This window comes from Pseudomonas sp. ABa2, assembly GCF_056676075.1.
The window spans coordinates 5,069,726-5,096,324 of the sequence record NZ_CM155239.1 but is presented as its reverse complement, the minus strand read 5'-3'; the positions used below and the strand labels follow the sequence as shown (position 1 = coordinate 5,096,324).

Below are 26,599 nucleotides of genomic sequence, written 5' to 3'. Positions count from 1 at the left end.
ATTGCCGATGCTGCGCGAGTTCAAGACCTTCGTCGCCGTCGCCCGTCTGGGCACCTTCGCCGCCGCCGGCCAGCAGGTCGGCCTGACCCAGTCGGCGGTCAGCGCGCAGATGCGCGTGCTGGAACAGCAGCTGGGCGTGCGCCTGTTCGACCGCAGCGGCCGCGCCGCCGTGCTCAACGCCGCCGGTCGGCATGCCCTGCCGCTGGCCGAGCAGATGCTGGCGTTGTACGCGCAGATGGCGCTGCCGCAGGCGGCGGACCAGTGGCAGGGTGAGCTGCGCGTCGGCGCCATCGCCACCCTGCAGACCGGCTTGCTGGCCGAGGCGCTGCCGCGCTTTCGCCAGCTGGCGCCGCGGGTCGAGCTGAAGCTGGTGCCGGGGGTGTCGCTGCAGCTGCTCAGCCAGCTGGATGCCGGCGAACTGGATCTGGCCCTGCTGATCAAGCCGCCGTTCCCGCTGCCCAAGGAGCTGCTGCAGGTGCCGCTGGCGCGCGAGCCCTTCGTGCTGATCGCGCCGCTGGCGACGGAGGGCGACGATCCGCTGCGGCTGCTCGCCGAACAGCCGTTCGTGCGTTACGACCGCGCCTCGTTCGGCGGCCGTCAGGTCAGTCGTTTCCTCCGCGAACAGCGCCTGAGCGTGCGCGAGGTGCTGGAGCTGGACGAGCTGGAGGCCATCGTGCGCCTGGTGGAGAACGGCATGGGCGTGGCCCTGGTGCCGCGCGCCGGGCTGTGGTTGCAGCGGCCGACGCGGCTGCGGGTGCTCGAGCTGGGCGAGCTGACCTTCCACCGCGAACTGCTCGCCCTGCTGCGCCGCGCCCAGCGCCAGCCGGCGATGGATTGCCTGCTGCAGTGCCTGCAGGCGTAGACACCCTGCGTGCGCAACCTGCAGAAAAAAGCCCGCACGGCGGCGGGCTTTTGGATCGGGCAGTGGCTGCGGCTTAGAACGCCGGCACCACGGCACCCTGGTACTTCTCGGCGATAAAGGCTTTGACCTCGGCGCTGTTCAGCGCCTTGGCCAGCTTCTGCATGGCGGCGCTGTCCTTGTTGTCCGGACGGGCCACCAGCAGGTTGACGTAGGGCGAGTCGCTGCCTTCGATGGCCAGGGCGTCCTGGGTCGGGTTGAGCTTGGCTTCCAGGGCGTAGTTGGTGTTGATCAGGGCGAGGTCGACCTGGCTCAGCACGCGCGGCAGGGTGGCCGCTTCCAGTTCGCGCACCTTGATCGCCTTGGGGTTTTCGACGATGTCCTTGGGCGTGGCGAGGATGCCGGCTTCCGGCTTGAGGGTGATCACCCCGGCCTTTTGCAGCAGCAGCAGGGCACGGCCGCCGTTGGTGGCGTCGTTGGGGATGGCCACGGTGGCGCCCTGCGCCAGTTCGCCGAGGTTCTTGACCTTGCTGGAGTAGGCGCCGAAGGGCTCGACGTGCACGCCGACCACGCCGACCAGCTCGGTCTTGCGGCTGGCGTTGAACTCGTCCAGGTAGGGCTGGTGCTGGAAGAAGTTGGCGTCGAGGTTCTTCTGCTGCACCTGCAGGTTGGGCTGCACGTAGTCGGTGAACACGCGCACCTTGAGTTCCACGCCTTCTTTGGCCAGCGCCGGTTTGACGAATTCGAGGATCTCCGCGTGCGGCACCGGGGTGGCGGCGACGTTGAGGGTTTCGGCCTGGGCCGAGAAGGCCGCGCAAGCGGCCAGGGCAGTCAGCAGTTTCTTCATTTCAAGGTTCCTTTTGGGAAGGTTCGCGCGGGTCCCGCGGGTGGCGAGTCGCCGCTTTTCATCATTACTTGCGAGAAAAATGTACGACGAGGCGATCACCGACCATCTGCAGCACCTGCACCAGGATCAGCAGGAGGATAACGGTCACCGCCATCACGTCCGGCTGGTAGCGCTGGTAGCCGTAGCGCACGGCCAGGTCGCCGAGGCCGCCGCCGCCGATCAGGCCGCTCATGGCGGTGTAGGAGACCAGGGTGATGGCGGTCACGGTGGCCGCCGCCAGCAGGCCGGGCAGGGCCTCGGGCAGCAGTGCGCGGGTGATGATCTGCCAGGTGCTGGCGCCCATGGCCTGGGTCGCCTCGATGATGCCGCGCTCGACTTCGCGCAGGGCGGTCTCCACCAGACGGGCGAAGAACGGCGTGGCGCCCACCACCAGCGGTGGGATGGCCCCGGCGACGCCCAGCGAGGTGCCGACCAGCAGCTCGGTGAGGGGGATCATCAGGATCAAGAGGATGACGAAGGGCACCGAGCGCAGGATGTTGACCACCAGCGACAGCGCGCCGTAGAGCGCGTTCTGTTCGAACAGCTGGCGCGGGCCGGTGAGAAACAGCAGCACGCCGAGCGGCAGACCGAGCAGCACGGTGAACAGCATGGAGCCGAGCAGCATGTTCAGGGTGTCGAGGCTGGCCTGCCAGATTTCCGGCCAGAACACGTTGGGTAGCAGTTGTTCGAGCATCAGCGCAGTACCTCCAGATGCACCTCGGCGGCGCCGAAGCGCGCCAGCGCGGCGTCGATGTCGCCACCGGTCAGGGCCAGGGTCAGCTGGCCGTAGGGGGTGTCCTTGATGCGGTCGATGCGCCCGGCGAGGATGCTGTAGTCCACCCCGGTCTCGCGCGCCACGGTACCCAGCAGCGGGGCGTAGGTGGCCTCGCCCTGGAAGGTCAGGCGCAGGATGCGGCCCTGCACATGGGCGAAGTCGTCGTGCTGCTCGGCCTCGTCGACGTGCTCGGACTCCAGCACGAAGCGCCGCGTGGTCGGGTGCTGCGGATGGAGGAACACCTGGGCCACCGGGCCTTCCTCGACTATGACGCCGGCGTCCATCACCGCCACGCGGTCGCAGACGCGGCGGATCACGTCCATCTCGTGGGTGATCAGCACTATGGTCAGGCCCAGTTCGCGGTTGATCTCGGCCAGCAGCTGCAGCACGGCGGCGGTGGTCTGCGGGTCGAGGGCGCTGGTGGCCTCGTCGCACAGCAGGATCTTCGGCCGGGTGCTCAGCGCCCGGGCGATGCCGACGCGCTGCTTCTGCCCGCCGGAGAGCTGCGCCGGGTACTTGTTGGCGTGCTCCTGCAGGCCGACGCGGGCCAGCAGCTCGGCGACCCGGGCGTCGATCTCGGCGCGGCTCAGCTCGCCGGCCAGGCGCAGCGGCATGGCGATATTTTCGGCGACGGTCTTCGACGACAGCAGGTTGAAGTGCTGGAAGATCATCCCGACCTGCTGGCGGAAGCGGCGCAGGCCCTGGGCATCGAGGGCGGTGACGTCGACGCCGTCGATCTCGATGCGCCCGCCGGAGGGCTCCTCCAGGCGGTTGATCAGGCGCAGCAGGGTGCTCTTGCCGGCGCCGGAATGGCCGATGATGCCGAACACCTGACCGCGTTCGATCTGCAGCGCGGTCGGCTGCAGTGCGGGAATCTCGCGGCCGGCGACGCGGTAGGCCTTGTGGACGGATTGAAACTGGATCACGCGAACGACCTTTTGGGTATGTTCAAGGGCGGGCTCCACGGTAGGTGAGCCGGCCAGCGGGCGCCGGGGGGGCGCAAAAGGGCGCTAGTCTACCCGGCCGTGTTTAGGCCGAGAAAATCTTTGTTGGCCTATGGTTATTACAAAATCGCATTACCGTTAAGCGCTACGCCGAACCGTAGGGTGGATGACGCTTCACTCATCCACCAGCACCGCGGATTCGCCGGCATAAACGGGGTCATCCACTCTCACCCTGCACTCAACCGCGCTGCGGGCTCAGCAGCAGGCGCGGCACCTGTTGCGGCACGATTTTCTGGCTCAGTTGCGGGCGAAAGGTCGGGTCGAGCTTCTTGATCCGCGCCGACAGCAGCGCCGCGACCCAAGGATAGTCCTTGGCCTCGCGCACTTCGATGCGCACGGCGCAGCGGAAGGTCACCACGTCCGCCGCCACGCCATCGAGCAGGCGGCGCAGGTGCTCGTTGTCCTGCTTGTCCAGCATCGGCATGGGCACCGCGCTGCTGGCCGCGGCGGGATCGATCAGGCGCGCCCTGGGCGGCTCGGCGACGGCCGGCGCGGGGGCGGCGATCTTGGCCGGAACGGCGGCGACCAGGCGCTCGACTGCCAGGCGCTGCTCGCGCAGTTGCGCCTGACGCTGCGCGTCGAGCTGGGCGGCGGCGTCGCGCGCCTGCTGTTCGGCGGCGGCCTGGCGGGCGTCGCGGGTGTTCTCGATAGCCTGCTGCAGATCGCCGCTCAGCGCCGGGGCCTGCGGCAGCAGGCTGCGCGCCTGGCCGAGGGCCTTGGCGGCGCGATCCAGATCGCCCTGCTGCAGGGCTTCGCGGCCCTGCTGCAGATAGGCGTCGGCCAGCTGGCGGCGGTACTGCTCGAGACGGGTGTCGCCGGCGGCGCTGCGCTCGAGGGCGGCGAGCTGGGTCTGGGCATCGTCCAGCCGCTCCTCGGCCAGGCTCAGGTCGAGCTGGCGCAGGGCGAGCACCAGCTCGTCGACCGGCGGCAGCGGCTGCTGCGGGGCCTGCTGGCAGCCAGCGAGGAACAGAACCAGCAGCAGGGGGAAACCACGGAAAACGAACGACTTCATGACTGTGCGTCTCGGATTGTGCAAAAAACGCGCAATCATACAGGGTTGCACCGGCGAATTCACGCCGATCGGCAAGGCTCTGACCCGGATGGCATCCGGGCTACGCAGGGGCGAGGGCGCTATCAGGCGTTGCGCTTGGGCAGGGCGAAGCTGGCGAGAAACAGTGCGGCGGCGCTGACGACTATGGACGGCCCGGCCGGGGTGTCCTGGAACCAGGACAGGCTGAGCCCGGCGCACACCGCCACCAGGCCGAGCAGGCTGGCGCCCAGGGCCATCTGCTCCGGGGTGCGCGCGTGGCGCTGGGCGGCGGCCGCGGGGATGATCAGCAGCGAGGTGATCAGCAGCACGCCGACTATCTTCATTGCCACGGCGATCACCACGGCAATCAGCAGCATCAGCGCCAGGCGGATGGCCGCCACCGGCAGGCCCTCGACCCGTGCCAGCTCCTCGTGCACGGTGATCGCCAGCAGCGGCCGCCACAGCAGCGCCAGCAGCACCAGCACCAGCGCGCTGCCGCCGAGAATCCAGGCCAGGTCGGCTGGGCCGACGGCGAGCAGGTCGCCGAACAGGTAGCCCATCAGGTCGATGCGCACCTCGTGCATAAAGCTCAGCACGACGAGCCCCAATGACAGGGTGCTATGGGCGAGGATGCCCAGCAGGGTGTCCGAAGCCAGCGGCTGGCGCTGTTGCAAGGTCACCAGCAGCACGGCGAGCAGCACGCAGCCGACCGTCACCGCCAGGGTCGGGCTGACGTCGAGCATCAGGCCGAGGGCCACGCCGAGCAGGGCGGCGTGGGACAGGGTGTCGCCGAAATAGGCCATGCGCCGCCACACCACGAAGGAGCCGAGCGGGCCGGCCACCAGGGCCAGCGCCAGGCCGGCGAGCAGGGCGTTGAGGAGAAAATCGGGCATCAGTGTTTGCAGTCCGGGCCGTGGACGTGGGCCGGGCCGTGGATGGTCAGGCCCGTCTTGACCACGCTGCCGTGCAGGTCGTGGTCATGGTCGTGATGGTGGTGGTAGACGGCCAGGCTCTTGGCGTCCTGGCCGAACAGTTCGATAAAGGCCGGATCGAAGCTGACCTGTTCCGGGTGGCCGGAGCAGCACACATGGCGATTCAGGCAGACCACCTGGTCGGTGGCGCTCATCACCAGGTGCAGGTCGTGCGAGACCATCAGCACGCCGCAGCCGTGGCGCTCGCGCAGGCGCGAGATCAGCCGGTACAGTTCGGCCTGGCCGGCGACGTCGACGCCCTGTACCGGCTCGTCCAGCACCAGCAGTTCGGGCTCGCGCAGCAGCGCGCGGGCCAGCAGCACGCGTTGCAGCTCGCCGCCGGAGATGCCCTGCAGCGGGCTGTCGATCACCTGTTCGGCGCCGACTTCGGCCAGCGCGGCCAGCGCGCGGGTGCGGTCGACACCCGGCACCAGGCGCAGGAAACGCAGCACCGACAGCGGCAGGGTGGCGTCGACGTGCAGCTTCTGCGGCATGTAGCCGATGCGCAGGCGCGGCTTGCGCCAGACGCTGCCGCGCTCGGCCTGCAGCAGGCCGAGGACGACGCGCACCAGGGTGGTCTTGCCGGCGCCGTTGGGGCCGATCAGGGTGACGATCTCGCCCGGGCGCACGCTCAGATGGGCGTCTTCCAGCACCGCCTGGCCGTTGAAGCTGACGCTCACCTGCTCCAGCCGGATCAGCGCCTCGCTCATGCCGCGCCCTTGCAGCCGGCGCAGAGGCCGACCACTTCCACGGTCTGCGCTTCGACGGCGAAGCCGACCCCGGCGGCGCCCTCGACTATGGCCTGGCTGATGGCCGGCTGTTCCAGCTCGATGGCGGCATGGCAGGCGCGGCAGATCAGGAACTGACCCTGGTGCGCGTGCTCCGGGTGGCTGCAGCCGACGAAGGCGTTGAGCGAGGCGATGCGGTGCACCAGGCCGTTTTCCAGGAGGAAATCCAGCGCCCGGTAGACGGTCGGTGGCGCGGCGCGGCGGCCGTCCTCGTCGCTCAGCACGCCGAGGATGTCGTAGGCGCCGAGCGGCTTGTGGCTGGCCCACACCAGTTCCAGCACGCGCTTGCGCAGGGCGGTCAGGCGCAGGCCCTGGCGCGTGCAGATGGACTCGGCCTCGGCCAGGGCATGGCTGACGCAGCGGGAGTGGTCGTGGGGGCGCGAGGCCAGGGGCGTGTCGGTCATGGGCAAGGACGGCGCGGGCTGGAGACGTTATTATATTACCCGTTCAATCCCGCCCGAGTATGCCCCGTGTCGCGTCTTTTCTGTCTCGTTGCCCTGCTGTTCGTCGCCAATGCCCAGGCCGAGGTGCGCCTGCTCACCAGCATCAAGCCGCTGCAACTGATCGCCGCGGCGGTGCAGGACGGCGTCGGCGTGCCCGACGTGCTGCTGCCCCCCGGCGCCTCGCCGCATCACTATGCGCTGCGTCCGTCCGACGTGCGCCGGGTGCGCGAGGCTGACCTGCTGTACTGGATCGGCCCGGACATGGAAGGCTTCCTGCCGCGGGTGCTGGATGGGCGCGACAAGCCGGACGTGGCGGTGCAGGAACTGCCCGGCCTGAGCCTGCGTCATTTCGGCGACAGCCATGCTGGGCACGGGCACGAGCACGAGCACGACGAGCATGGCCATGATCAGGCGGACGACGGCCTGGGTCACGATCACGACCATCGCCCCGGCAGCCTCGACGCCCACCTCTGGCTGCTGCCGGCCAACGCCCGGGTGATCGCCGCGCGCATGGCCGCCGACCTGGCCAATCTCGACGCCGCCAATGCTGCGCGCTACGCCGCCAACCTGCAGGCCTTCGAAGCCCGCCTGGATGCACTGGATGGCCGTATCCGCCCGCAGCTGGCGAGCATCGCCGACAAGCCCTATTTCGTCTTCCACGAGGCCTACGACTACTTCGAGGCCGCCTACGGGCTCAAGCACGCCGGCGTGTTCAGCGTGCTCGGCGAGGTGCAACCCGGCGCCCGCCACGTCGCCGCCATGCGCCAGCGCCTGCAGCAGGCCGGTCCCAGCTGCGTGTTCAGCGAGCCGCCGCTGCGCCCGCGCCTGGCGGAAACCCTTACCGCCGGCCTGCCGGTGAAACTGGCCGAGCTGGATGCGCTCGGCGGCGAGCTGCCGGTGAGCGCCACGGGCTACGAGCAACTCCTGGAAAATCTGGCCAATGGCCTGACGGAGTGTCTGGGTAGTCTGTAATACGAGTCTCGCTCTGCTTCCGGGCGAGGTCCTCATAATTCGTAGCGCCTTCTCGCGGCAGTACCCGTGGGAGGGCTTTAGCCGCGACCAGCCGAGCTACGAACTGTAACCACTCGTACGTTGCCGCTCGCAGTCGCTAACCACTAGGCTTGCGCTTTTGCCGCGAGCGCCCGCCATGTCGCCATCCGCACCTCGCCCGTCCAACGCCACGCTGGTGCTGCTGGCCTCGCTCTATTGCGCGCAGGGCCTGCCGTCCGGGCTGATCGCCCACTCGCTGCCGGTGCTGCTGCGCCAGCACGGCGTCGACCTGGCGCTGATCGGCCTGCTCAAACTGCTGGCGCTGCCCTGGCTGCTCAAGGTGTTCTGGGCGCCCTGGATCGACCGCCTGGCTTCACCGCGCTTGGGCCATCACCGCGGCTGGATTCTGCCGCTGCAGGCAGGCGTGATCCTCTGCGTGGCTGCGTTAGCCACGTTGGCGCCGCAGACCCTGTTCGGCTCAGGCCTGTGGCTGCTGCTGGGCTTGCTGCTGACGATCAATCTGCTGGCGTCCACCCAGGACATCGCCACCGACGGCCTTACCGTGCGCCTGCTGCCCGAGCGCTGGCGCGGCCTGGGCAACAGCCTGCAGGTGGGCGGCTACAAGGTCGGCATGATCGTCAGCGGCAGCGGCTTGCTGCTGGTGATCGACCCGCTGGGCTGGAACCTTGCCGTTGGTCTGCTGGCCGGGCTGATTCTGCTGATGACCGTGCCGATCTGGCTGTTCCCCGAGCGCCGGATGTTGCCCTTCCAGCCGGCATTGGCGGAAAGCGCACTGGGCCCGCGTCTGCTGCTCGAGCACTACCGCGGCCTGCTGGCGCAACCCGGCATGCTGCTGTGGCTGGCAGTGGTGCTGACCTTCAAGCTGGGCGATTCGCTCGGCTCGCCGATGATCAAACCGATGCTGGTGGACCAGGGCTGGAGCACCGCGGCGCTCGGCCAACTGACCCTGATCAGCAGCCTGGCCGGCATCGGCGGCGCCCTGCTCGGCGGCCTGCTCTACGCCCGCATCGGCGTGTTGCGCGCGCTGATCCTGTTCGGCGCCCTGCAGGCTCTCGGCATCGCCGCCCTGGCACTGCTGGTGGGGCAGGGCGGCAATGTCGGACTGGTCTACGCCGTGACCCTGTTCGAACAGGTGGCCGACGGCATGTCCACCGTCGCCCTGTTCGCCGCCATGATGCGCATGTGCCGCCCCGAACACGAAGGCGCCGACTTCACCTTGCAGGCCTCGGCGCAGTTGCTGCTGTCCGGCTTCGTCGGAGCCAGCAGCGGGGTGTTGGCCAAGGCGTTGGGGTATGAGGGGTTGTTCATCGGGGCGGGGGTGTTGGGGTTTGCGGTATTGCTGATCGTGCTGGCGCATGCACGAACATCGAGGTAAGGGCGCTGGTCGCCAAACTGAAGTGCGATGCACGGTTGCCTCCCACTCGCAGCTTAAGCCTTTTGCAGGGAGGCTTGCGGCGCGTTGCTTGCTCCTTGGTTAATGAGCGCATTTGCTTCAGCCAAAAAGTTCTCTGTGAGGGACGTATTGCTCAGAAAGAAGCGTTGATTGTCTTCCTTCATGTCGATCGTCAGTGACTTGAAGAATGGATTTCGCCGGATGCGGATCTTCTTGATCTCACTGGCACGAAGCAGTTCGTTGCGACGGTAGGACTCGGATTCGTCATCGTACTGGATCCCGTTGTCCGTCAACGATACGCGGACATGTTGGTCACGTCGGCCCAATGTAGATGCAATTACAAGAATGACGTTTGCGGTCAGCGATAGTCCCAGAGGCCAACCCAGCACGTACTCATCCAGGTCGCCAAAAGGGAAAAACACAAGAAATAGCTGTGCGCTTGTGATGGCGGCACTGAGCATTGTCCAGGACAGCACGCTGAGGTATTGGGCATGGTTCCAGGTGGCTTGTTGCATGGTCTTTCCCTGACTTCTTTGAGTTTATGTACGGATTTATACGTCCAGCTCACGTTCACGCTCCAAATCGATAAGGCGCGTAGTTGGACCGTTTGGCTGTAGGCGTTCTGTGACGATCTGTGGCCAGCGATTGCGGGAACGGCGCTTGGCGATGTTGTAGGTGAACTCCTGCAGCCAGTTCATCGGGTAGAAGAGCAGGTGCCCCAGATAGAGAACCGCATCAGTCCATTCCAGGTAGTTCTTGCCCTCGTTGGCTGTCTTTTTGTCGGCGATCTTTTGCCGCCGGAAGGCAAGAAATCCTGTGGGTTTGGTATGGGCAGAAAGCATTTCCTTTACGTATGCGTCAGAGGCGCTGCGCTGGCCGTTCTCATCGAACCAGGGACCATTGTCCATATAGGCGCGTAGCCATTCCCAGAGGCCTTTTTGCATTTGCAGGGTTTTGCCCATCGGTAGACCAAGGTTTACCAGCAACGCGTTATCGGGCTCGCCGAGGCGGCGTACGAGGATTTCCAGTGAGGCATTTCGCATACCTCCGGTATGTGGACCAACCATAATGAACTCGCCTGCCAGCGCCTGTATACCGTCCCAAGGGCTGTGGTACAGCTTGCCGTTGTGATCGAAATAGACTTCTCGGGTGCGGCGGTTGAAGAGTATCGGCAAGGGGAGTGGACGACGGGTTTCCCACAGGAACGGAATAACGAACAGAGCGGCTGCTAAGATTACTCCTGTCAAAATGCCATCTGTATTTCCGCTCAGGATGAGGATGGAACACATGAGAAGCGCCGTTACCCCACCAACTCCCCCCAGTGCTCCAGTCAGCATTCCCCGGTCGGAATCTCCGCCGGTCTTGATCGCCAGATAATGTTCCGTATGTTCATCGGTAACGAACATCTCCCACGGCTTTTCTCCAGTGGACTCATCGGCGCGCAGGAGCACGCTGGGGGCTTGCCCGAAGCGAGTACGGGCTTGTTGGATCAGGTCGCTTACAGCCATGCAAGTTCCTTGATTTCTATGGCAGGGAGGGTTATTCCCTCGACGGGCGAATAGCTCAGTTCGCCACGTATGGCGTCGAGCTTGTCACCGTTTTCTTCGTGATAAACGCGACGGTAGACAGCCACGCCAGGTTCGGGTTTGACCCGTGTGCCGCCGTGGTGATCGAAGTCTTTCCCGGTCCATTCCACGGCCTTGCGTGTGCCGCCCAAGCCGAAGAAACTGCCCCAGGTTTCGTGCCCTTTGAAATGGATCATCTCGTCAGTCAGTGCGCTCTTGCCTGGCAGTCTTAGCAAGACGTAGGTGATGGTTTGCATGCCACGATATGGATTCAATTCGTTGAGACGGTAAGCCTCGAAACTGATCGGGAATACTACCTTGTAAAACTCGGTCATCGACTTTTCGTAACTGCTCGACCAGTCGGCAGGCCGGGTGCCGAATCGGGTACGTTTGACCCAGGTTTCAAGAGGTGTGTCCTGGGTATATTGGCGGGCAATTACTCCGCCGACGATCAGGATGGTCCACCCCAGAGCGCGGGCGGCCAGGTGTGGCGCCACGCTAACGCCGCGGCCTATGACGGCAGCCTCGCCAGCGATGACTGCGGCGCGTGCGGCACGTATAGCCCGGAAGCTCTGCACGTAAAGACGCAAGCTGGCGGCGGAAGCCAGGGTCAATCCGGCATTGATGGCTGTGGTATCTAAGTCGCCGGCTTTGTAGGCCTCTAGCGCCTCGATGCCGTAGACCAATACGTCGAAGCCAGAGGTTACCGATTGTAGGATCGATGCTTTAGCGGCTACCCCCAGTGCATCAGCCAAAGCTTTCTGCGAAGCGATGTGCGTGGCCCCATTGAGCTTGACTGCTGCTTCCCAGTCGACTTCAGAAACTTTTTGTAAGGTCGCTGCTATTGCGCTAGAAACTCCAAAAGTTCCTCCCACAAAACTCAGCCAATGTTTTCCCGACTGCTTTTCAGTTAGCTGTAACCCGCCCCATATAAAATTCACCCCTGCCATCAGCGCTACCAGGCACTTGATAGGTGCTTTTTCTAGCGTTCCTTTGCCGAGATCGAGCATCCTTTTGAGGTCGACATCCGCCGCCATTTGGGTAGGCAGGGGAGGCAAGTCTCTGGCCGGCAGCATTCTGAAGAAAGGCAGTGCCTCGCTGACCGCAACACTTAGCTGTGTGGGTTTTAGACGGGCTGGTAGATTAGGGCGTGTGCCCATCAGATCGCTCATCCACTCACCCAGTTGCCGCTGAGTGACAGCCTCAATAGCAAGGCGCTGCTGGCTTCGCGCCAGAGCTGCGGCGAGGTAGAGACGTCCGGCGGCCTTGGATCCTTCGTCAGCTTTCTGCAGACCCAAGCCCACGATAGGCGCGAGCGCTGTAAACAGGGCTTCCAATGGCGAACCCAGAATATGCCGACCTAGTTTATCGGCTGCCTGGTTCAGCAATTGCGCTAGTCTGCGGGCTTCGTTCAGCGCGCTCGCACCGTTGTCTCTTGCGCCGTCAGCCAGCCCTACCAGGGAATTGAGCTCACCGACCCCGAGGCGTTTGCCCAAACCCAGTAATGCCCAAACCAGCCAGGGTTTACCCTCTTGCTGCTGGAGTGTTAGAGCATTGGCTATGGCTTTGGCCCCTGGGCCGGTTGTCGCCGGGCCGAGACAGGCTGCAGCAAAGTGGAGTTCTAACTCCGCACGTGGATCGGGTTGGGTGATGTCGAAATGGCCACAGGCAGTATCCAGGCTGGCAGGGCCGCGCTGAGCTAGGGTATTTAGCCAAGCTGACCAAAGCTCGCTGATGCGGCGCACATCGGCGCTGTAATCTTCCTCCTCTTGCGTTTGCTGCTGCCAGGTAGTTTGTAGCTTGCGGTAATTGGTGATGCTGCGCAGTTGGCCGCCGATTTGCGGGTCGCTTTCTGCCAGAGATTTGAGTACGCCTGCCATGGCCCAGTCTTCACCATGGATTTCACGCGTCACCTCGAATGCCTGCTGGCGAGCGCGAAGCAGCTTGGCCAGATCCAGCAATACGCCCCACGGATCGTCGATCAAAGCATAGGCTTGTTGCTCGCAGCGCTGCATGTCGTCGAGCAGCTTTGGCCAGGCTGGACGGTGACTGGTTGAGGGTTCACAACTCCAGCCATACCAGTTGGCATCCATGTAGTCGCCGATACGTTCGTGGATCGTGCGAGCTTGGCCGCTGAATGGTGCTGCTCCGGGAGTGATGGTGCGCATTACGCGCTGACGTACATTCTCTTTTCCCTTGGCTGAGTTGAACTGGCTATCGCTCCACTGGCGAGGTGACCACGCCAGCATGGCCGGTGTTCCTGCGGGAAGGAGTAAATAGGGCAGGCTACGCGCGTCGATGACTTTGCCGCCGCGAGCTGTTTGGGTAAAGGCAGCCGCGTTGACACGGTACTCGACCAGTTGTTTTAGGCCGCTCTGCCAGACGTACAGCCAGCCATCGCGTAACAGGCGGGCGGTGTAGTTCAGCGGACGGCCCTTGAGTGGCTCGAAGTAATCGCCTATTGCAGGAAAGTCTCCCTGTACAGCTGGCAAGCCATAGGCGCTGGTATCCACTGTCAGGGTCGGGCCGAGCGCATAGCGTAGCGGGAGTACAGCACTGAGCAGGGGGCATCCAGCGACCGTCAAGCTGGATGGGGCGGGAGTTTGAGCAGTCATAGAAGAGCCTCCTGTGCCCTGTCGTCCTGTTCGGCAAGTGCTTCCAGCAGTCGCCAGTCGAGCGTCATTTGCGCGGCGAGATCTAGTTCGGCTGGCGCGCCGTCTTTCTCGGGCTGTTCGTTTTGCCAGGCACAGAAGATCGTGCCTTCGTGATGAAGCCAGATGCGTGAGATTCGGTGCCAGAATCCCACCGGCCATTGCCCTTCGCGCCGCCATGCCTGATACAGAGGCCGGGCGTCACCCAGGCGTAGCCAGAGTTCGCGATGTTCTGGGGTGAAGATGCGCAGGCGGCGCTGCAGTATGCGCTGCAGATCGTCCATCGAAGCATCGCTTTCCAGCCAGAGACCATCCTTGATTTCGGTTCCGTGTCTCCAGGCGTCATAAGCCATGCTGCCAACCGGAGCATCCAGCAAAATCGGGCCAGCGTCCGCTATGGGCTCATAGGCCGTACCGAGCAATAACGGTCTTGGTTGATGGCTAGGGAAGCACTGATAAAGCCACGCCGTCGCACTCTCGTAACGAGCTCCGTCGAGCAGAATGGCACCGTTTCCATCGGGCATTGGGGCGCTCATGCCTTATCTCCCTTTGGTGCCTTAGCGGCTTCGCACACTTCACATACGCCGGCTCGGGTGCTGCGAAACAGCATGTTTTGTTTTACCAGGGCTTCCAGTGGAATTCCCGGCACATCCGCATCAGCCGGCTTCGCCGCCCCCGGCAGTATCGGCGCCGCCCCCGAGCCGCTGCCCGGTGCGCCTCCGGAGTTGATCTTGATCACCGGCCCGACCAGGGTGATGCCGCCGCCGTCGAGTTTGATAAAGCTGCCGCCGCCCTTGAGGGTGAGTTCGCTGCCGGCTTCGAGTACGACCTTGAGGCCGCTGGAGAGGTGGATTTCCTGGCCGGCCTGGATAAATTGGCCGTTGCCCAGCTTGATGTGCTGGCTGTCGCCGACGGTGAGGTGGTCGTTGGCCTTGATCTCGGTCTTGCGGTCGGCGTGGGTGGTGCGGTGTTCTTCGGCCTTGAAGTGGCTGTAGGCATTGGCCTCGACGGTGTCGTGGCGTTCGTTGCCGACGCGGATCTTCTGGTCGTGCTCGACGTTCTCGTCCCAGTCGCGCTGAGCGTGGACGTAGATCTGCTCGGCGCCCTTGCGGTCTTCGATGCGCAGTTCGTTGTAGCCACCGCCGCCAGGGCTGCTCAGGGTCTTGAACACGCTGCGGGTCTTGTTTGCCGGCAGGTCGTAGGGCACCACATGTTCGGCGTGGTACAGGCAGCCGGTGATCAGCGGCTGATCGGGGTCGCCTTCGAGGAAGGTGACCAGCACTTCCATGCCGATGCGCGGGATGGTGATGGCGCCGTAACGATCACCGGCCCAGCTGGAGCTGACCCGCAGCCAGCAGCTGGTCTTGTCGTCGGCCTGGCCTTCGCGATCCCAGAAGAATTGCACCTTCACTCGACCATATTCGTCGCAGTGGATTTCCTCGCCGACAGGTCCCGTGACCACGGCGCTCTGGCTGCCGAGTATGCGCGGCTTGGGGTGGGCCAACTGGGGACGGTAGGGCACGTTCCAGGGCGCGGCGGTGAAGCGGTTGCGGTAGCCCTGGGTGAAGCCGTCGGCAGGCTGGGTGTCGCTGGTCACCGACTCTTCCAGCACCTGCGGCTGCTTGCCTTCGTGCAGCACTTCGGTGAGCAGCCAGAGCTGGTTCCACGCCTCGCGCGGATGGCCTTCCAGGTCGAGGAAGTGGCCGCTGACCAGGGTCGGCGAGTCGCCGTCGCCCTGGGCCAGTTCGAAGTCGTGGCGGTGGCGCTCCAAGGCGCGCTTGGCCAGGTGCTTGCCGCGTTCGCGGTCGGTATAGCGGCCCGGGTAGTCGTAGTCTTCCAGCTTGGGTTGGGCATCGCCGTCGGCCTTGGCTTCCAGCTGCAGGCGCGGTTTCTCGAAGTCGTAGTCGCGGCGGGTGACCTGGCTGGTGCGGGTTTCCACGCGCACGCCGAAATGCTTGATCACCGGGTCGTCGGCCACCAGGCCGCTGTCCTGCTGGTAGGCCAGCGGTGCCAGGCGCGGGAACACAGTCTGGTCGTCGCCGAAGCACAGTACATGGCCTTCGCTGCTGTGCTGGAAGTGGTAGTGGATGCCTTCTTCCTCGCACAGGCGCTGGACGAAGTGCAGGTCGCTCTCGTCGTACTGCACGCAGTATTCACGCTCGGGGTAGAGCGAGCCGAGCTGGAACTGGTAGGCGTCAGCCTGGATGCCGTGTTCCTCCAGCACCTGGCCGATGATCTGCTCCACCGTCAGGTGCTGGAAGATGCGCTGGTTGGTGCGGTGCGCCAGGTAGGCCAGTTGCGGCAACAGGGTCAGGCGGTAGCGCGTCATGCGCTTGCCGGATTCGCCCTGGGCGATACGGTGGATCAGGCCGTGGATGCCGTCTCCATTGGGGCTGAAGGCGAGGAAGGCGCGCTGGTGCAGCAGGCTCTCCAGATCGAGGTCGGGGCGTTCGCCGATCAGTTCCACGTCGAAGGCGTAAGGCTGGCTGATCGCCTCGCACCCTTTGAACTCGAGCACCTGCAGGTCGTGTTCGACACCGTCGATGCTGAGGCTGAAATGGGTCTGGTTGGCCTGGGCGAACATTCGTTGTTCCTCTCGATCATTCCATGATGGGCGCGTGGCGCGCTCCAGGTTGTAACCGAATCGGCCGCCGCGCGCTGGCAACGGTCGAGGTTTTCGGCAGGCAGCCTGCCGAAACGCAGCGGCCAGGACGATGCCTGGCCGCTGCGGTGACGCGGACGCGATCCCGGCTTAGGCGGAGATCGGGGTACGCCAGTCGTCGGAGCCGGAAGTGCCGGAGACTTCGTGGGTCCAGACGATCTTGCGGTAGGTGAAGTAGACGTCTTCCAGGTGGGTGAAGTGCGCCATGTTCGGGTCCTGGCAGTTCGGCATGCGCGACTGCACGTCGACGATCACCGCGTCTTCCAGTTCGATGGTGAAGTAGTGCTCCTGGGTACCGGTGGAGGAGGTGCGGTACCACTCCAGACGGCACTTGTTCAGACGCTCGCCGGAGGTCAGGGCGTTGAAGATCAGCGGCGAGGACTTGTCGAAGACCTTGGTGATCATCAGCGGCTTGTGCACGCGCTGGCCGGTCGGTTGGCCGGACTGCGGGTCGCGCGGGATGATGACCTGGTGGTTGTAGGCTTGCACCAGAATCTGGTCTTCATGACCTTCCTGGAAAATATTGCCGACCGAGTCCTCGGTGAAGGTACCAGCGGTGATCAGACCTTGTTTGGTGCCTTCGAGGGACAGATACGCGGGTGTTGGCATGAGTGCTCTCCTTGCCTGGGTCATGGATCGTGATCGATCCGGGAGTCAGGCTCATAGCGAGCGGCGTGCCAAGTAATTTAATTTCAATAAAATCAATTAGTTGATATGACCTAATTGATGTTTTCGGTCATTGTGAGCGCTGCGTCACGTCTGGTTGCGCAACAAGTTGCGCAGTGCTGTGCAGCTTGTTGCGCAGCCTGCTGCAGGGCCCATGGTCGCTGGGCTGGGCCCGGCCCGGCGGAGGGTTATCCACAGCGGTCTGCGCAAGAAGCTGCCAGGTCGCTCACTCGGCCCAGTGCCGGCCATGGCGCTCCAGCAGGTGCTGCAGCTGCTCCGGGCCGTCGCTGCCGGCCGGGTAGGGACGCGGGCTCTGGTAGTGCTGATGCCAGCCCTGCAGGATGGGGTCGACCCACTGCCAGGCGGCCTCCACCTCGTCGCGGCGCATGAATAGCGTCGAGTCGCCTTCGATCACGTCCAGCAGCAGGCGCTCGTAGGCGTCCCAGCGGCGCTGCTGGCTGAAGGCGTCGGCCAGGTTGAGGTCCAGTTCCACGGGTTTGAGGTGCATGCCCTTGCCGGGGTTCTTGGCCATCAGCTGCAGGCTGATGCGCTCCTCGGGCTGTAGGCGGATCAGCAGCTGGTTGGCCTGGCCCTCGTGGAACAGGCGATGCGGCACCGGCTTGAACTGGATGAGGATTTCCGAGGTTTTCTTCGCCAGGCGCTTGCCGGTGCGCAGGTAGAAGGGCACGCCGGCCCAGCGCCAGTTGTCGATTTCCACCTGCACGGCGACGAAGGTTTCGGTGTCGCTGTCGTTGTCGACGTTCTTCTCGAAGTAGTAGGCCGGCACGTCGTGCCCGCCGATCTTGCCGGCGGTGTACTGGCCGCGCACGGTCTTGTCCTGCACGTCGAGGCCGCTGATCGGCTTGAGCGCCTCGAGAATCTTCACCTTCTCGTTGCGCACCGCCTCGGCGTCGAAGCGCACCGGTGCCTCCATGGCCACCAGGCAGAGCAGCTGCAGCAGGTGGTTCTGGATCATGTCGCGCATGGCGCCGGCATGGTCGTAGTAGGCGCCGCGGTTTTCCACGCCGAGGGTTTCGCACACGCTGATCTGCACGTGGTCGATATGCCCGGCGCGCCACACCGGCTCGAACAGGGCGTTGGCGAAGCGCAGCGCCATCAGGTTCTGCACGGTTTCCTTGCCCAGGTAGTGATCGATGCGAAACACCCGCGCCTCGTCGAACACCGCGCCGATGGCGGCGTTGATCGCCCGTGCCGAGTCTAGCGAATGGCCGATGGGTTTTTCCAGCACGATGCGCGCCTTGGGGCCGGCCAGGCCGGCGTTGGCCAGGTGCGCGGCGATGTCCTCGAACAGGTCCGGCGCGGTGGCCAGGTAGTAGACCCGCACGCGCTCGTCGTCGCGCCCCAGGCGTTTGCTCAGGCGGCCGAAGTCGGCGCTCTGCGCGGCGTCCATGGCGAAGTAGTCGAGGCGCGCGGCGAAGCTGGCCCAGGTGCCGGCATCGAAGTCGGCGCGTGCCACCTGAGCCCGGCAGCGGCGCTCGGCCAGGGCCTGGTAGGCCTCGCGGCTGTGGCTGCTGCGGGCCAGGGCGAGGATGCGCATGTCGGCGTGCAGGCGCCCCTCGCGGTGCAGGTGATAGAGCGCGGGCAGCAGCTTGTGCAGGGCCAGATCGCCAGTGCCGCCGAAAACCAGCATGTCGCAGGGGATGCTCAAGGGGAAAGCTCCGACTCGTTAACCTGTGCGCGGGTGCGAGCCATGTAGTATAACTACAAGGTCACTACAACCGCCGGCCACCGATCATAACCGAGCCATGGCCGGTCGAGCGCCGCGCTTGACCCTTTTCTTCATAGAGCCGAATCCGTGAATCTGTTGCAACACATCGCCCAGTCGCGCCACCTGCTGCGCAAGTCCGAGCTCAAGGTGGCCGACCACGTCCTGCTCGATCCCGCTTCGGTGATGCACAGCTCCATGGCCGAGCTGGCCCACAGCGTCGGCATCAGCGAGCCGACCATCGTGCGTTTCTGCCGCGCCATCGGCTGCAGCGGCTTCCAGGACCTCAAGCTGAAGCTGGCGCAAAGCCTGGCCGCCGGCGCCAGCTTCGGCCAGTTCGCCATCCACGAGGACGACTCGGTCGCCGACTTCAGCCTGAAGATATTCGACACCACCCTGCACACCCTGATGGAAGTGCGCGAGAAGCTCGACCCCGAGGCGCTGCAGCGCGCCATCGCCGCCTGCGCCCAGGCGCAGCGCGTGGAGTTCTACGGTTTCGGCGCGTCCGGCGCGGTGGCCGCCGATGCCCAGCACAAGTTCTTCCGCCTGCTGCTGACCGCCGCCGCCTACTCCGACCCGCATATGCAGGCGATGAGCGCGGTGACCCTCAAGCCATCCGACGTGGCCATCTGCATCTCGCAGTCGGGGCGTTCCAAGGACCTGTTGATCACCGCCAACCTGGTGCGCGAGTCCGGCGCCACGCTGATCACCCTGTGCCCGAGCCAGACCCCGCTGGCCGACCTGGCCACGGTCAACCTGGCCATCGACGTGCAGGAAGACACCGAGATCTACACCCCGCTGACCTCGCGCATCGCCCACCTGGTGGTGATCGACGTGCTGGCCATGGGCGTGGCCATGGCGCGCGGGCCGAGCCTGGTCAACCACCTCAAGAGCGTCAAACGCAGCCTGCGCAGCCTGCGCCTGTCGCCGAAGTCGCTGCGCAACGTCGAGGACTGAGTGCAGCCGGTTTCACCGGCTGTTCATGTGGGCGCCGTCAAAGCGTCATCTGCCCGGAGGATGCTGAGGGCTCCAGTCCTCGTTCCGGGAGAACCGAGATGCCTCGTATCTTCGATGACGCGCCACTGCAGGCCAAGCCTGACGCCAAGACCCGCCGCAAACTCCAGGACCAGCGCCGCATGGCCTATCGCCGGGCCATCGAGGCCTACGCCGAGCAGTGCCAGCTGCAGCGCGAACTGGCCGACTATCCCGACCTGATCCCTGCCGGCTACCTGCTGGCCGGCGCCCAGCGCAACGCCGCCTGAACCCTGGCTGCGCCCGGCGCTCGCCGGGCCGGCCCGCCAGGGTTGCCCGATCCTGCGGACTTATTGCCCGGTTCTGCCGATCTGCGCGCGGGCCGACGACAGCGCCCGCGCGCCCCTCTAGAGTGATGCTCTGCCCCGCTGCGCATGACGCACGCGGGCCAGCGTGACCTGTCGGCCCTGGCTGCCGGCTATCCAAGACCGGCCTGAAAAAGGTGGCAAACCATGATTACCCTGAACCTCAATGGCCAAGACCATGAGCTCGACGTGGCCGACGACATGCCGCTGCTGTGGGCCTTGCGCGACGTCGCCAATCTCACCGGCACCAAATACGGCTGCGGCATGGCGCTGTGCGGCGCCTGCACGGTGAACGTGGAGGGGCAACCGACCCGCTCCTGCGTGACCCCGGTGTCGGCGCTGGTGGGCAAGCGCATCACCACCATCGAGGCGGTCGGCGAAGACGCCGTGGGCAAGGTGGTGCAGGACGCCTGGCGCCGGCTCGACGTGGTGCAGTGCGGCTACTGCCAGTCCGGCCAGATCCTGGCCGCCACGGCGCTGCTCAGCGGCAACAAGGCGCCGAGCGACGCCGATATCGACGCGGCCATGAGCGGCAACATCTGCCGCTGCGCCACCTATGTGCGGATTCGCGCCGCCATCCACGACGCCGCCAAGCAACTGGCCTGAGGAGAGACGCAGCATGGGCAAGATCGAAACCCCCGATAGCGCCGCCCGCGGCATCCTCAACGTCAGCCGGCGCAGCCTGCTCAAGGGCGCCGGCGGCCTGGCCCTGGGCATCTTCTTCGCGCCGCTGCTGCGCGGCATGGAGGCGCTGGCGGCAGGTAGCCCGCTGGAGCCGAACGCCTTCGTGCGCATCGACCTCGATGGCACGGTGACCGTGCTGGCCAAGCATCTGGAGATGGGCCAGGGCAGCTACACCGGCTTGGCCACGCTGCTGGCCGAAGAGCTGGATGCCGACTGGAACCAGGTGCGCGTCGAGGGCGCGCCTGCCGACGCCAAGCGCTACAACAACCTCGCCTTCGGAGCGATGCAGGGCACCGGCGGCAGCACCGCCATGGCCAACTCCTGGGAGCAGATGCGCACCGCCGGCGCCGTCGCCAAGGCCATGCTGGTGGCCGCCGCGGCGCAGCGCTGGGGCGTGCCGGCCAGCGAGATCGGCGTCAGCCAGGGCGTAGTCAGCCACGCCGGCTCCGGCCGCAGCGCCGGTTTCGGCGAGCTGGTCGAGGCTGCCGCGCAGCTGCCGGTGCCCGCGCAGGTGCAGCTCAAGGATGCCAAGGACTTCAAGCTGATCGGCAAGCGCGAACTGCGGCGCAAGGACAGCCTGGACAAGACCGACGGCAGCGCGATCTTCACCCAGGACTTCAAGCTGCCCGGCATGCTGGTGGCCATGGTCGCCTACCCGCCGCGTTTCGGCGGCGTGCCGCGGACCGTGGACAGCAGCAAGGCCAAGGCCGTGCGCGACGTGGTCGCGGTGGTGGAGTTTCGCGACCTGCCCCACGGCCGCGCCGGCGTGGCGGTGTTGGCGAAGAATACCTGGGCCGCGCGCCAGGGCCGCGACGCCCTGCTGATCGACTGGGACGAGAGCCAGGCCTTCACCCTCGGCAGCGCGGAAATCTTTGCCCAGTATCGGGACAGCGCAGGCAAGCCCGGCTTGCCCGCCGCGAGCAAGGGCGATGCCGATGCGGCGTTGGCGCAGGCTGCGAAAACCCTCGAGGCCGAGTACGAGTTTCCCTACCTGGCGCATGCGGCGATGGAGCCGATGAACTGCCTGGTGAAACTGTCTGCCGAGCGCTGCGAGATCTGGAACGGCGAGCAGTTCCAGACCGTCGACCAGGCCATCATCGGCGGTTACCTGGGCCTGGCGCCGGAGCAGGTGTCGCTGACCCAGCTGTATGCCGGCGGCAGCTTCGGCCGCCGCGCCAGTTCGGTGTCGGACTATCTGTTGGAGGCGGTGGCGATCGCCAAGGCGGCGCGCGCCCAGGGCGTCGAGGCGCCGGTGAAGATGGTCTGGACCCGCGAGGACGACACCCGCGCCGGCTACTACCGGCCGCTGTACCTGCACCGCGTGCGCATCGGCCTGGATCAGGCCGGCAAGCTGCAGGCCTGGCACAACCGCATCGTCGGTCAGTCGATCATTGCCGGCACCTCGATGGAGCCGTTCCTGGTCAAGGAGGGGATCGACCACACCTCGGTGGAAGGGCTGTCCAACCTGGCCTACAGCGTGCCCAACCTGCAGGTGGAGCTGAGCACGCCGAGCAATATCAAGGTGCCGGTGCTGTGGTGGCGCTCGGTGGGCCATACCCACACCGGTTACGTCGCCGAGACCATGATCGACGAGGCTGCCGTGGCCGCCGGCCAGGACCCCTACGCCTTCCGTCATGCGCTGCTGGAGAGCCAGCCGCGCCATCGTGGCGTGCTGGAACTGGCCGCCAAACAGGCCGGCTGGGACCAGCCGCTGGCTGCTGGTGCCGAGGGCGAGAAGCGCGGGCGCGGCATCGCCGTGCACGAGTCGTTCGGCTCCTTCGTGGCGCAGGTCGTCGAGGTGACGGTCAAGGCCGACGGCAGCTACCGGCTCGATCGCGTGGTCTGCGCGGTGGATTGCGGCATCGCCATCAACCCGGACGTGATCCGCGCGCAGATGGAGGGTGGCATCGGCTTCGGCCTGGCGGCGGCGTTGCATGGCGCGATCACCCTGAAGGAGGGACGCGTGGAGCAGTCGAACTTCCACGACTTCCAGGTGCTGCGGATGAACGAGATGCCCAAGGTGGAGGTGCATATCCTGCCGTCGGCGGAGAACCCGACCGGGGTCGGCGAGCCGGGCGTGCCGCCGCTGGCGCCGGCGCTGGCCAACGCGCTGTTCGCCGCCACCGGCGTGCGCCTGCGCCAGCTGCCGTTGCCGGCGCAGATCAAGGCCTGACGTCCGATACTGGAAACACGAACGCCCGGGGTAATCCCGGGCGTTTGCGTTTATGGGGCTGGTTTTCCCGGATTGCATCCGAGCTACGGTGTGGTGGGAGGCAAGAGCGTGTCGGGTGGGCGACGCGAAGCTCGTCCACCTGTTTGATGGCGGCTCAGGATGCGTTCAGCCTGGTCGCCGTTTCGAGCTCGCTGGCGTCCTGCGGGGTCGGTGCGTGGATCGCCGCCTGGCGATGCTTGAGCATGCCGCCATCGCGCTGGTTCAGCGCTGCGGTCATTTCGGCGAGGATCGCCGTGGCCACGCTTTCCGGGGTGTCGCCGCCGATATCCAGGCCGATGGGGTAGTGCAGGCGGTCCAGCGCCGGCAGACGCCTGGTGTGCTGGCGAATTTCTTCCAGCAGGCGTTCGGTGCGGTCACGCGGTCCCAGCTGACCAATATAGACCGGCGCGCCCTGCAGCACGCTGCCCAGCCAGTGGCGGTCCTGGCTGTAGCTGTGGCTCATCACCGCCACCAGCGCGCCGTCGGTCAGATGGTGCAGGGCGTAGGGCGAGCCGGTGTCGGCCTGCAGCACCGCATCGGCCTCGGCAAAGCGCTCGGCGCGGGCGAAATGGGCGCGGCCGTCGATCACCGTGACGTGCCAGTCCAGCAGCTTGGCCATATGCACCAGCGGTTGGGCATCGTGGCCGGCGCCGAAGATCACCAGACGCCGTTGCGGCGCCAGGTATTCGCAGAACACCTCGATCTCGCCGCGTGCATCGCGGTAAGCACGCAGCGAAGAGCGGCCTTGAACCAGGGTCTCGGCCAGATCGGCGCGCACCCGGGCGTCCAGCGCCGGATCGAGCAGGCGCGCGCTGTCGGCGTGAGCCGGATGCAGCAACAGGCGTTCGCCAACCCTGACGCGGGCGTTGCGGTAGCTGGCGATCACCGTGGCCACGGCGCCGGCCTGGCCGCTTTCGCGCACCCGGCGCAGCAGGCCGAGCAGCGCCAAGGGTCTTTCGCCGCTGTGGCGCTCGAGCAGCACGTGCACGGTGCCGTTGCAGCCGAGGCCGAAGGTCAGCGCGGCGTCCTGGTCGTCGTCATCGTCCTGGGTGGCGGTGCTGTAGCGGCGGATCACCGGCTCGCCGCCGTCGGTCAGCCACCAGGCCTTCTTCGCCACCTCGGACTCCAGGCAGCCGCCGCTGATGGTGCCGACCGTGCCGCCGTAGAGCGGAATCAGCATGCGTGCACCGGGGCGGCGATAGGCCGAGCCCTCGACCTTGACCACCGTGGCGAGCACGGCCTGGCCGCCGTCGCGCTCGACGGCGGCGATGGCGCCGAGCAGGGCGCTGGTTCCCGACAGCATTGGCTTCTCTCCCAGGCAGGTTCGGCGGGGCGCTGCGGCGCGCCGCCCAGGCTGCCAATGTCGCGCAGGCCGGTTACGAAGGGTTAGGCCGATCCTGCTGGATCATTGCCCGATCCTGCCGCACCGAGCTGAAAGCGCTCGGCCAGCTGGCCGATGGCGGCGCGCTCGCTGCGGATAAAGTCGAGAAAGGCCTGGGCCACCGGCGACAGGCGCCGGCCACGGTTGTTCACCGCGCACCAGCTGCGGTACAGCGGCAGCTCGGCCACCGCCAGCTCGCGCAGCAGGCCGTGGCGCAACTCCAGATGCACCGCGTGGCGCGGCAGCAGGGCCAGGCCGAGGCCGGCGATCACCGCCTCGCGCTGGGCGTCCAGCGAGCCGATCTCCAGGGTCTGGGGAAAGTGCGCGCGCTTCTGGTGGCAGTATTCCTCGCAGGCGCGGCGGGTGCCCGAGCCGCTTTCGCGGATCAGCAGCGGATAGGCGGTGAGGTCCTGCAGTTGGAGATCGTCTCGTGCGCAGAGCGGATGATCCGGCGGCGCCACCGCGATGATGGGGTTGTTGAGAAACGGCAGAAAATCCAGCGCCATGTCCTGCGGCACCTGGCTCATGATCAGCAGGTCGTCGCGGCTCAGGCTCAGGCGGCGCACCGCCAGGGCATGGTTGACCACCGTGAGGTTCAGGTTGACTTCGGGATACTGGCGGCGAAAAGCGGCGAACAGGTGGGGAATGAAGTACTTGGCGCTGGATTCCACGCACAGGTTGAGCTGCCCCTGCAGCGAGCCCTGCAGGTCCGACAGCTGCATGTCCAGACTCTCCAGGCGGCCGAAGATATCGCTGCCGGCGCGCTTGAGCGCCTCGGCCGCCTCGGTCAGGTAGAGCTTCTTGCCGACGTATTCGAACAGCGGCTGGCCGACCAGCTCCTCCAGCTGGCGAATCTGCAGGCTCACCGCCGGCTGGGTCAGCGCCATCTCGTCGGCGGCGCGGCTGTACGAGCCGTGGTCGCACACGGCACGGAACACCTGGAGTTGGCGCAGGGTCATGCGCAGCAGGGTTTTACGCACGCTTTGCTCCTCGCTGGATCAATACATAAGTAATTACTTATGCCTGATCAAATAATTATTGATTTTGGTTAATTCGTACAGCCAGCTAGGGTAACTGGGCGTTCGCCGTATTGGCCGCCGCGACCCTGACAGCTCTGCGCTGAGGATTCCAACCGTGATCAAGAAAATCCTGATCGCCAACCGTGGTGAGATTGCCGTCCGCATCGTGCGCGCCTGCGCCGAAATGGGCATTCGCTCGGTGGCCATCTATTCCGAGGCCGACCGCCACGCGCTGCACGTCAAGCGCGCGGACGAGGCGCACAGCGTCGGCGACGACCCGCTGGCCGGCTACCTGAACCCGCGCAAGCTGGTCAACCTGGCGGTGGAGACCGGCTGCGACGCCCTCCATCCGGGCTACGGTTTCCTCTCCGAGAACGCCGAGCTGGCGGAGATCTGCGCCGAGCGCGGGATCAAGTTCATCGGCCCCTCGGCCGAGGTGATTCGCCGCATGGGCGACAAGACCGAGGCGCGGCGCAGCATGATCAAGGCCGGCGTGCCGGTCACCCCGGGCACCGAAGGCAACGTCGCCGACCTCGCCGAGGCGCTGCGCGAAGCCGAGCGCATCGGCTACCCGGTGATGCTCAAGGCCACCAGCGGCGGCGGCGGCCGCGGCATTCGCCGCTGCAACTCGCGCGAGGAGCTGGAGCAGGCCTACCCGCGGGTGATCTCCGAGGCGACCAAGGCCTTCGGCAGCGCGGAAGTCTTCCTGGAAAAGTGCATCGTCAATCCCAAGCATATCGAGGCGCAGATCCTCGCCGACAGCCTCGGCAACACCGTGCACCTGTACGAGCGCGACTGCTCGATCCAGCGCCGTAACCAGAAACTGATCGAGATTGCCCCCAGCCCGCAGCTGACCCCCGAGCAGCGCGCCTACATCGGCGACCTGGCGGTGCGCGCGGCGCAGGCGGTGGGCTACGAGAACGCCGGCACCGTGGAGTTCCTGCTCGCCGAGGGCGAGGTGTACTTCATGGAGATGAACACCCGGGTGCAGGTGGAGCACACCATCACCGAGGAAATCACCGGCATCGACATCGTCCGCGAACAGATTCGCATCGCCAGCGGCTTGCCGCTGTCGGTCAAGCAGGACGACATCATCCACCGCGGCTTTGCCCTGCAGTTTCGCATCAACGCCGAGGACCCGAAGAACAACTTCCTGCCCAGCTTCGGCAAGATCACCCGCTACTACGCCCCCGGCGGCCCCGGCGTGCGCACCGACACGGCGATCTACACCGGCTACACCATTCCGCCTTACTACGACTCGATGTGCCTGAAGCTGGTCGTCTGGGCGCTGACCTGGGAAGAGGCGATGGACCGCGGCCTGCGTGCACTGGACGACATGCGCGTGCAGGGCGTGCGCACTACCGCGCCCTATTACCAGGAAATCCTGCGCAACCCGGAGTTCCGCAGCGCCGAGTTCAACACCAGCTTCGTCGAGAGCCATCCGGAGCTGACCCAGTATTCGATCAAGCGCAACCCGTCGCACCTGGCCATTGCCATCGCCACCGCCATCGCGGCCCACGCCGGCCTGTAGGGGAA

24 protein-coding genes are annotated in these 26,599 nt (G+C 65.8%); 8 read left to right on the top strand and 16 right to left on the bottom strand.

What is annotated here, in order from left to right; translation table 11 throughout:
• Positions 1 to 7 precede the first annotated feature (7 nt).
• Positions 8 to 862 (top strand): LysR family transcriptional regulator, encoded by an 855-nt coding sequence (locus tag AC1G9C_RS24520; protein WP_480409060.1) that lies wholly within the window; start codon positions 8 to 10, stop codon positions 860 to 862.
• A gap of 73 nt (positions 863 to 935) precedes the next feature.
• On the opposite strand, the gene AC1G9C_RS24515 is transcribed toward AC1G9C_RS24520, so the two are convergent.
• The 7 genes from AC1G9C_RS24515 to zur all read right to left on the bottom strand — a co-directional run bounded on the left by AC1G9C_RS24515 (position 936) and on the right by zur (position 6,717).
• On the bottom strand, positions 936 to 1,706 hold the full coding sequence (locus AC1G9C_RS24515) for a MetQ/NlpA family ABC transporter substrate-binding protein (RefSeq protein WP_021443439.1): 771 nt from the start codon (positions 1,704 to 1,706) through the stop codon (positions 936 to 938).
• A 64-nt stretch (positions 1,707 to 1,770) separates the two neighbouring features.
• Positions 1,771 to 2,439, bottom strand: coding sequence for a methionine ABC transporter permease (locus AC1G9C_RS24510; RefSeq protein WP_480409059.1), 669 nt, complete (start codon positions 2,437 to 2,439; stop codon positions 1,771 to 1,773).
• On the bottom strand, positions 2,439 to 3,446 hold the full coding sequence (locus tag AC1G9C_RS24505) for a methionine ABC transporter ATP-binding protein (RefSeq protein ID WP_480409058.1): 1,008 nt from the start codon (positions 3,444 to 3,446) through the stop codon (positions 2,439 to 2,441). Before AC1G9C_RS24505 ends, AC1G9C_RS24510 begins: the two co-directional genes overlap by 1 nt.
• A 256-nt stretch (positions 3,447 to 3,702) precedes the next feature.
• Positions 3,703 to 4,536, bottom strand: a complete 834-nt coding sequence (locus AC1G9C_RS24500) for a PA5502 family lipoprotein (RefSeq protein WP_480409057.1) — start codon at positions 4,534 to 4,536, stop codon at positions 3,703 to 3,705.
• A 122-nt stretch (positions 4,537 to 4,658) separates the two neighbouring features.
• The gene (gene znuB, locus AC1G9C_RS24495; RefSeq protein WP_021444556.1) at positions 4,659 to 5,447 is read right to left on the bottom strand and encodes a zinc ABC transporter permease subunit ZnuB; all 789 of its coding nucleotides are present in this window, start codon (positions 5,445 to 5,447) and stop codon (positions 4,659 to 4,661) included.
• A complete protein-coding gene (gene znuC, locus AC1G9C_RS24490; RefSeq protein ID WP_480409056.1) occupies positions 5,447 to 6,235 on the bottom strand; it encodes a zinc ABC transporter ATP-binding protein ZnuC in 789 nt (262 codons plus the stop codon). Before znuC ends, znuB begins: the two co-directional genes overlap by 1 nt.
• A complete protein-coding gene (zur, locus tag AC1G9C_RS24485) occupies positions 6,232 to 6,717 on the bottom strand; it encodes a zinc uptake transcriptional repressor Zur (RefSeq protein ID WP_122110166.1) in 486 nt (161 codons plus the stop codon). Before zur ends, znuC begins: the two co-directional genes overlap by 4 nt.
• Positions 6,718 to 6,783: 66 nt before the next feature.
• On the opposite strand from zur, the gene znuA reads away from it, so the two are divergent.
• Together znuA and AC1G9C_RS24475 are read left to right on the top strand one after the other, a co-directional pair.
• Positions 6,784 to 7,728 carry a zinc ABC transporter substrate-binding protein ZnuA gene (gene znuA, locus AC1G9C_RS24480; protein WP_480409055.1) on the top strand — a complete coding sequence of 315 codons (945 nt, stop codon included), beginning with the start codon at positions 6,784 to 6,786 and terminating at the stop codon, positions 7,726 to 7,728.
• A 175-nt stretch (positions 7,729 to 7,903) separates the two neighbouring features.
• A complete protein-coding gene (locus AC1G9C_RS24475) occupies positions 7,904 to 9,142 on the top strand; it encodes an MFS transporter (protein ID WP_480409054.1) in 1,239 nt (412 codons plus the stop codon).
• Between the two features lie 53 nt (positions 9,143 to 9,195).
• On the opposite strand, the gene AC1G9C_RS24470 is transcribed toward AC1G9C_RS24475, so the two are convergent.
• The 7 genes from AC1G9C_RS24470 to zwf all read right to left on the bottom strand — a co-directional run bounded on the left by AC1G9C_RS24470 (position 9,196) and on the right by zwf (position 18,355).
• A complete protein-coding gene (locus AC1G9C_RS24470; RefSeq protein ID WP_480409053.1) occupies positions 9,196 to 9,675 on the bottom strand; it encodes a hypothetical protein in 480 nt (159 codons plus the stop codon).
• 36 nt (positions 9,676 to 9,711) lie between these two features.
• Entirely contained in the window at positions 9,712 to 10,668 is a 957-nt protein-coding gene (locus tag AC1G9C_RS24465) for a hypothetical protein (protein WP_480409052.1), read from the bottom strand.
• Positions 10,659 to 13,340 (bottom strand): toxin VasX, encoded by a 2,682-nt coding sequence (locus AC1G9C_RS24460; RefSeq protein WP_480409051.1) that lies wholly within the window; start codon positions 13,338 to 13,340, stop codon positions 10,659 to 10,661. Before AC1G9C_RS24460 ends, AC1G9C_RS24465 begins: the two co-directional genes overlap by 10 nt.
• The gene (locus AC1G9C_RS24455; RefSeq protein ID WP_480409050.1) at positions 13,337 to 13,912 is read right to left on the bottom strand and encodes a DUF4123 domain-containing protein; all 576 of its coding nucleotides are present in this window, start codon (positions 13,910 to 13,912) and stop codon (positions 13,337 to 13,339) included. The genes AC1G9C_RS24460 and AC1G9C_RS24455 overlap by 4 nt, the downstream gene beginning before the upstream one ends.
• The gene (locus AC1G9C_RS24450) at positions 13,909 to 15,960 is read right to left on the bottom strand and encodes a type VI secretion system Vgr family protein (protein WP_480409049.1); all 2,052 of its coding nucleotides are present in this window, start codon (positions 15,958 to 15,960) and stop codon (positions 13,909 to 13,911) included. The genes AC1G9C_RS24455 and AC1G9C_RS24450 overlap by 4 nt, the downstream gene beginning before the upstream one ends.
• Before the next feature lie 168 nt (positions 15,961 to 16,128).
• A complete protein-coding gene (locus AC1G9C_RS24445; protein ID WP_003241180.1) occupies positions 16,129 to 16,647 on the bottom strand; it encodes an Hcp family type VI secretion system effector in 519 nt (172 codons plus the stop codon).
• Positions 16,648 to 16,930: 283 nt separating this feature from the next.
• On the bottom strand, positions 16,931 to 18,355 hold the full coding sequence (zwf, locus tag AC1G9C_RS24440) for a glucose-6-phosphate dehydrogenase (RefSeq protein ID WP_480410440.1): 1,425 nt from the start codon (positions 18,353 to 18,355) through the stop codon (positions 16,931 to 16,933).
• Between the two features lie 165 nt (positions 18,356 to 18,520).
• Between zwf and hexR the strand changes: the two genes are divergently transcribed.
• From hexR to AC1G9C_RS24420, 4 genes are all read left to right on the top strand, one after another.
• Positions 18,521 to 19,387 carry a transcriptional regulator HexR gene (gene hexR / locus AC1G9C_RS24435; protein WP_021445989.1) on the top strand — a complete coding sequence of 289 codons (867 nt, stop codon included), beginning with the start codon at positions 18,521 to 18,523 and terminating at the stop codon, positions 19,385 to 19,387.
• Between the two features lie 98 nt (positions 19,388 to 19,485).
• The gene (locus AC1G9C_RS24430) at positions 19,486 to 19,692 is read left to right on the top strand and encodes a PA3496 family putative envelope integrity protein (protein ID WP_021445990.1); all 207 of its coding nucleotides are present in this window, start codon (positions 19,486 to 19,488) and stop codon (positions 19,690 to 19,692) included.
• Between the two features lie 222 nt (positions 19,693 to 19,914).
• Positions 19,915 to 20,373, top strand: a complete 459-nt coding sequence (locus AC1G9C_RS24425; RefSeq protein WP_480409048.1) for a (2Fe-2S)-binding protein — start codon at positions 19,915 to 19,917, stop codon at positions 20,371 to 20,373.
• A gap of 13 nt (positions 20,374 to 20,386) precedes the next feature.
• Entirely contained in the window at positions 20,387 to 22,624 is a 2,238-nt protein-coding gene (locus tag AC1G9C_RS24420) for a xanthine dehydrogenase family protein molybdopterin-binding subunit (protein ID WP_480409047.1), read from the top strand.
• A gap of 154 nt (positions 22,625 to 22,778) precedes the next feature.
• Here the strand turns inward: AC1G9C_RS24420 and AC1G9C_RS24415 are convergent, their stop codons facing one another.
• A complete protein-coding gene (locus AC1G9C_RS24415) occupies positions 22,779 to 23,966 on the bottom strand; it encodes an XdhC family protein (RefSeq protein WP_480409046.1) in 1,188 nt (395 codons plus the stop codon).
• Between the two features lie 83 nt (positions 23,967 to 24,049).
• Positions 24,050 to 25,024: a LysR family transcriptional regulator gene (locus AC1G9C_RS24410; protein ID WP_480409045.1), complete on the bottom strand. Its 975-nt coding sequence runs from the start codon at positions 25,022 to 25,024 to the stop codon at positions 24,050 to 24,052.
• Positions 25,025 to 25,178: 154 nt separating this feature from the next.
• Between AC1G9C_RS24410 and AC1G9C_RS24405 the strand changes: the two genes are divergently transcribed.
• Positions 25,179 to 26,594 carry an acetyl-CoA carboxylase biotin carboxylase subunit gene (locus AC1G9C_RS24405; RefSeq protein WP_122110014.1) on the top strand — a complete coding sequence of 472 codons (1,416 nt, stop codon included), beginning with the start codon at positions 25,179 to 25,181 and terminating at the stop codon, positions 26,592 to 26,594.
• The last annotated feature ends 5 nt before the right edge of the window (positions 26,595 to 26,599 follow it).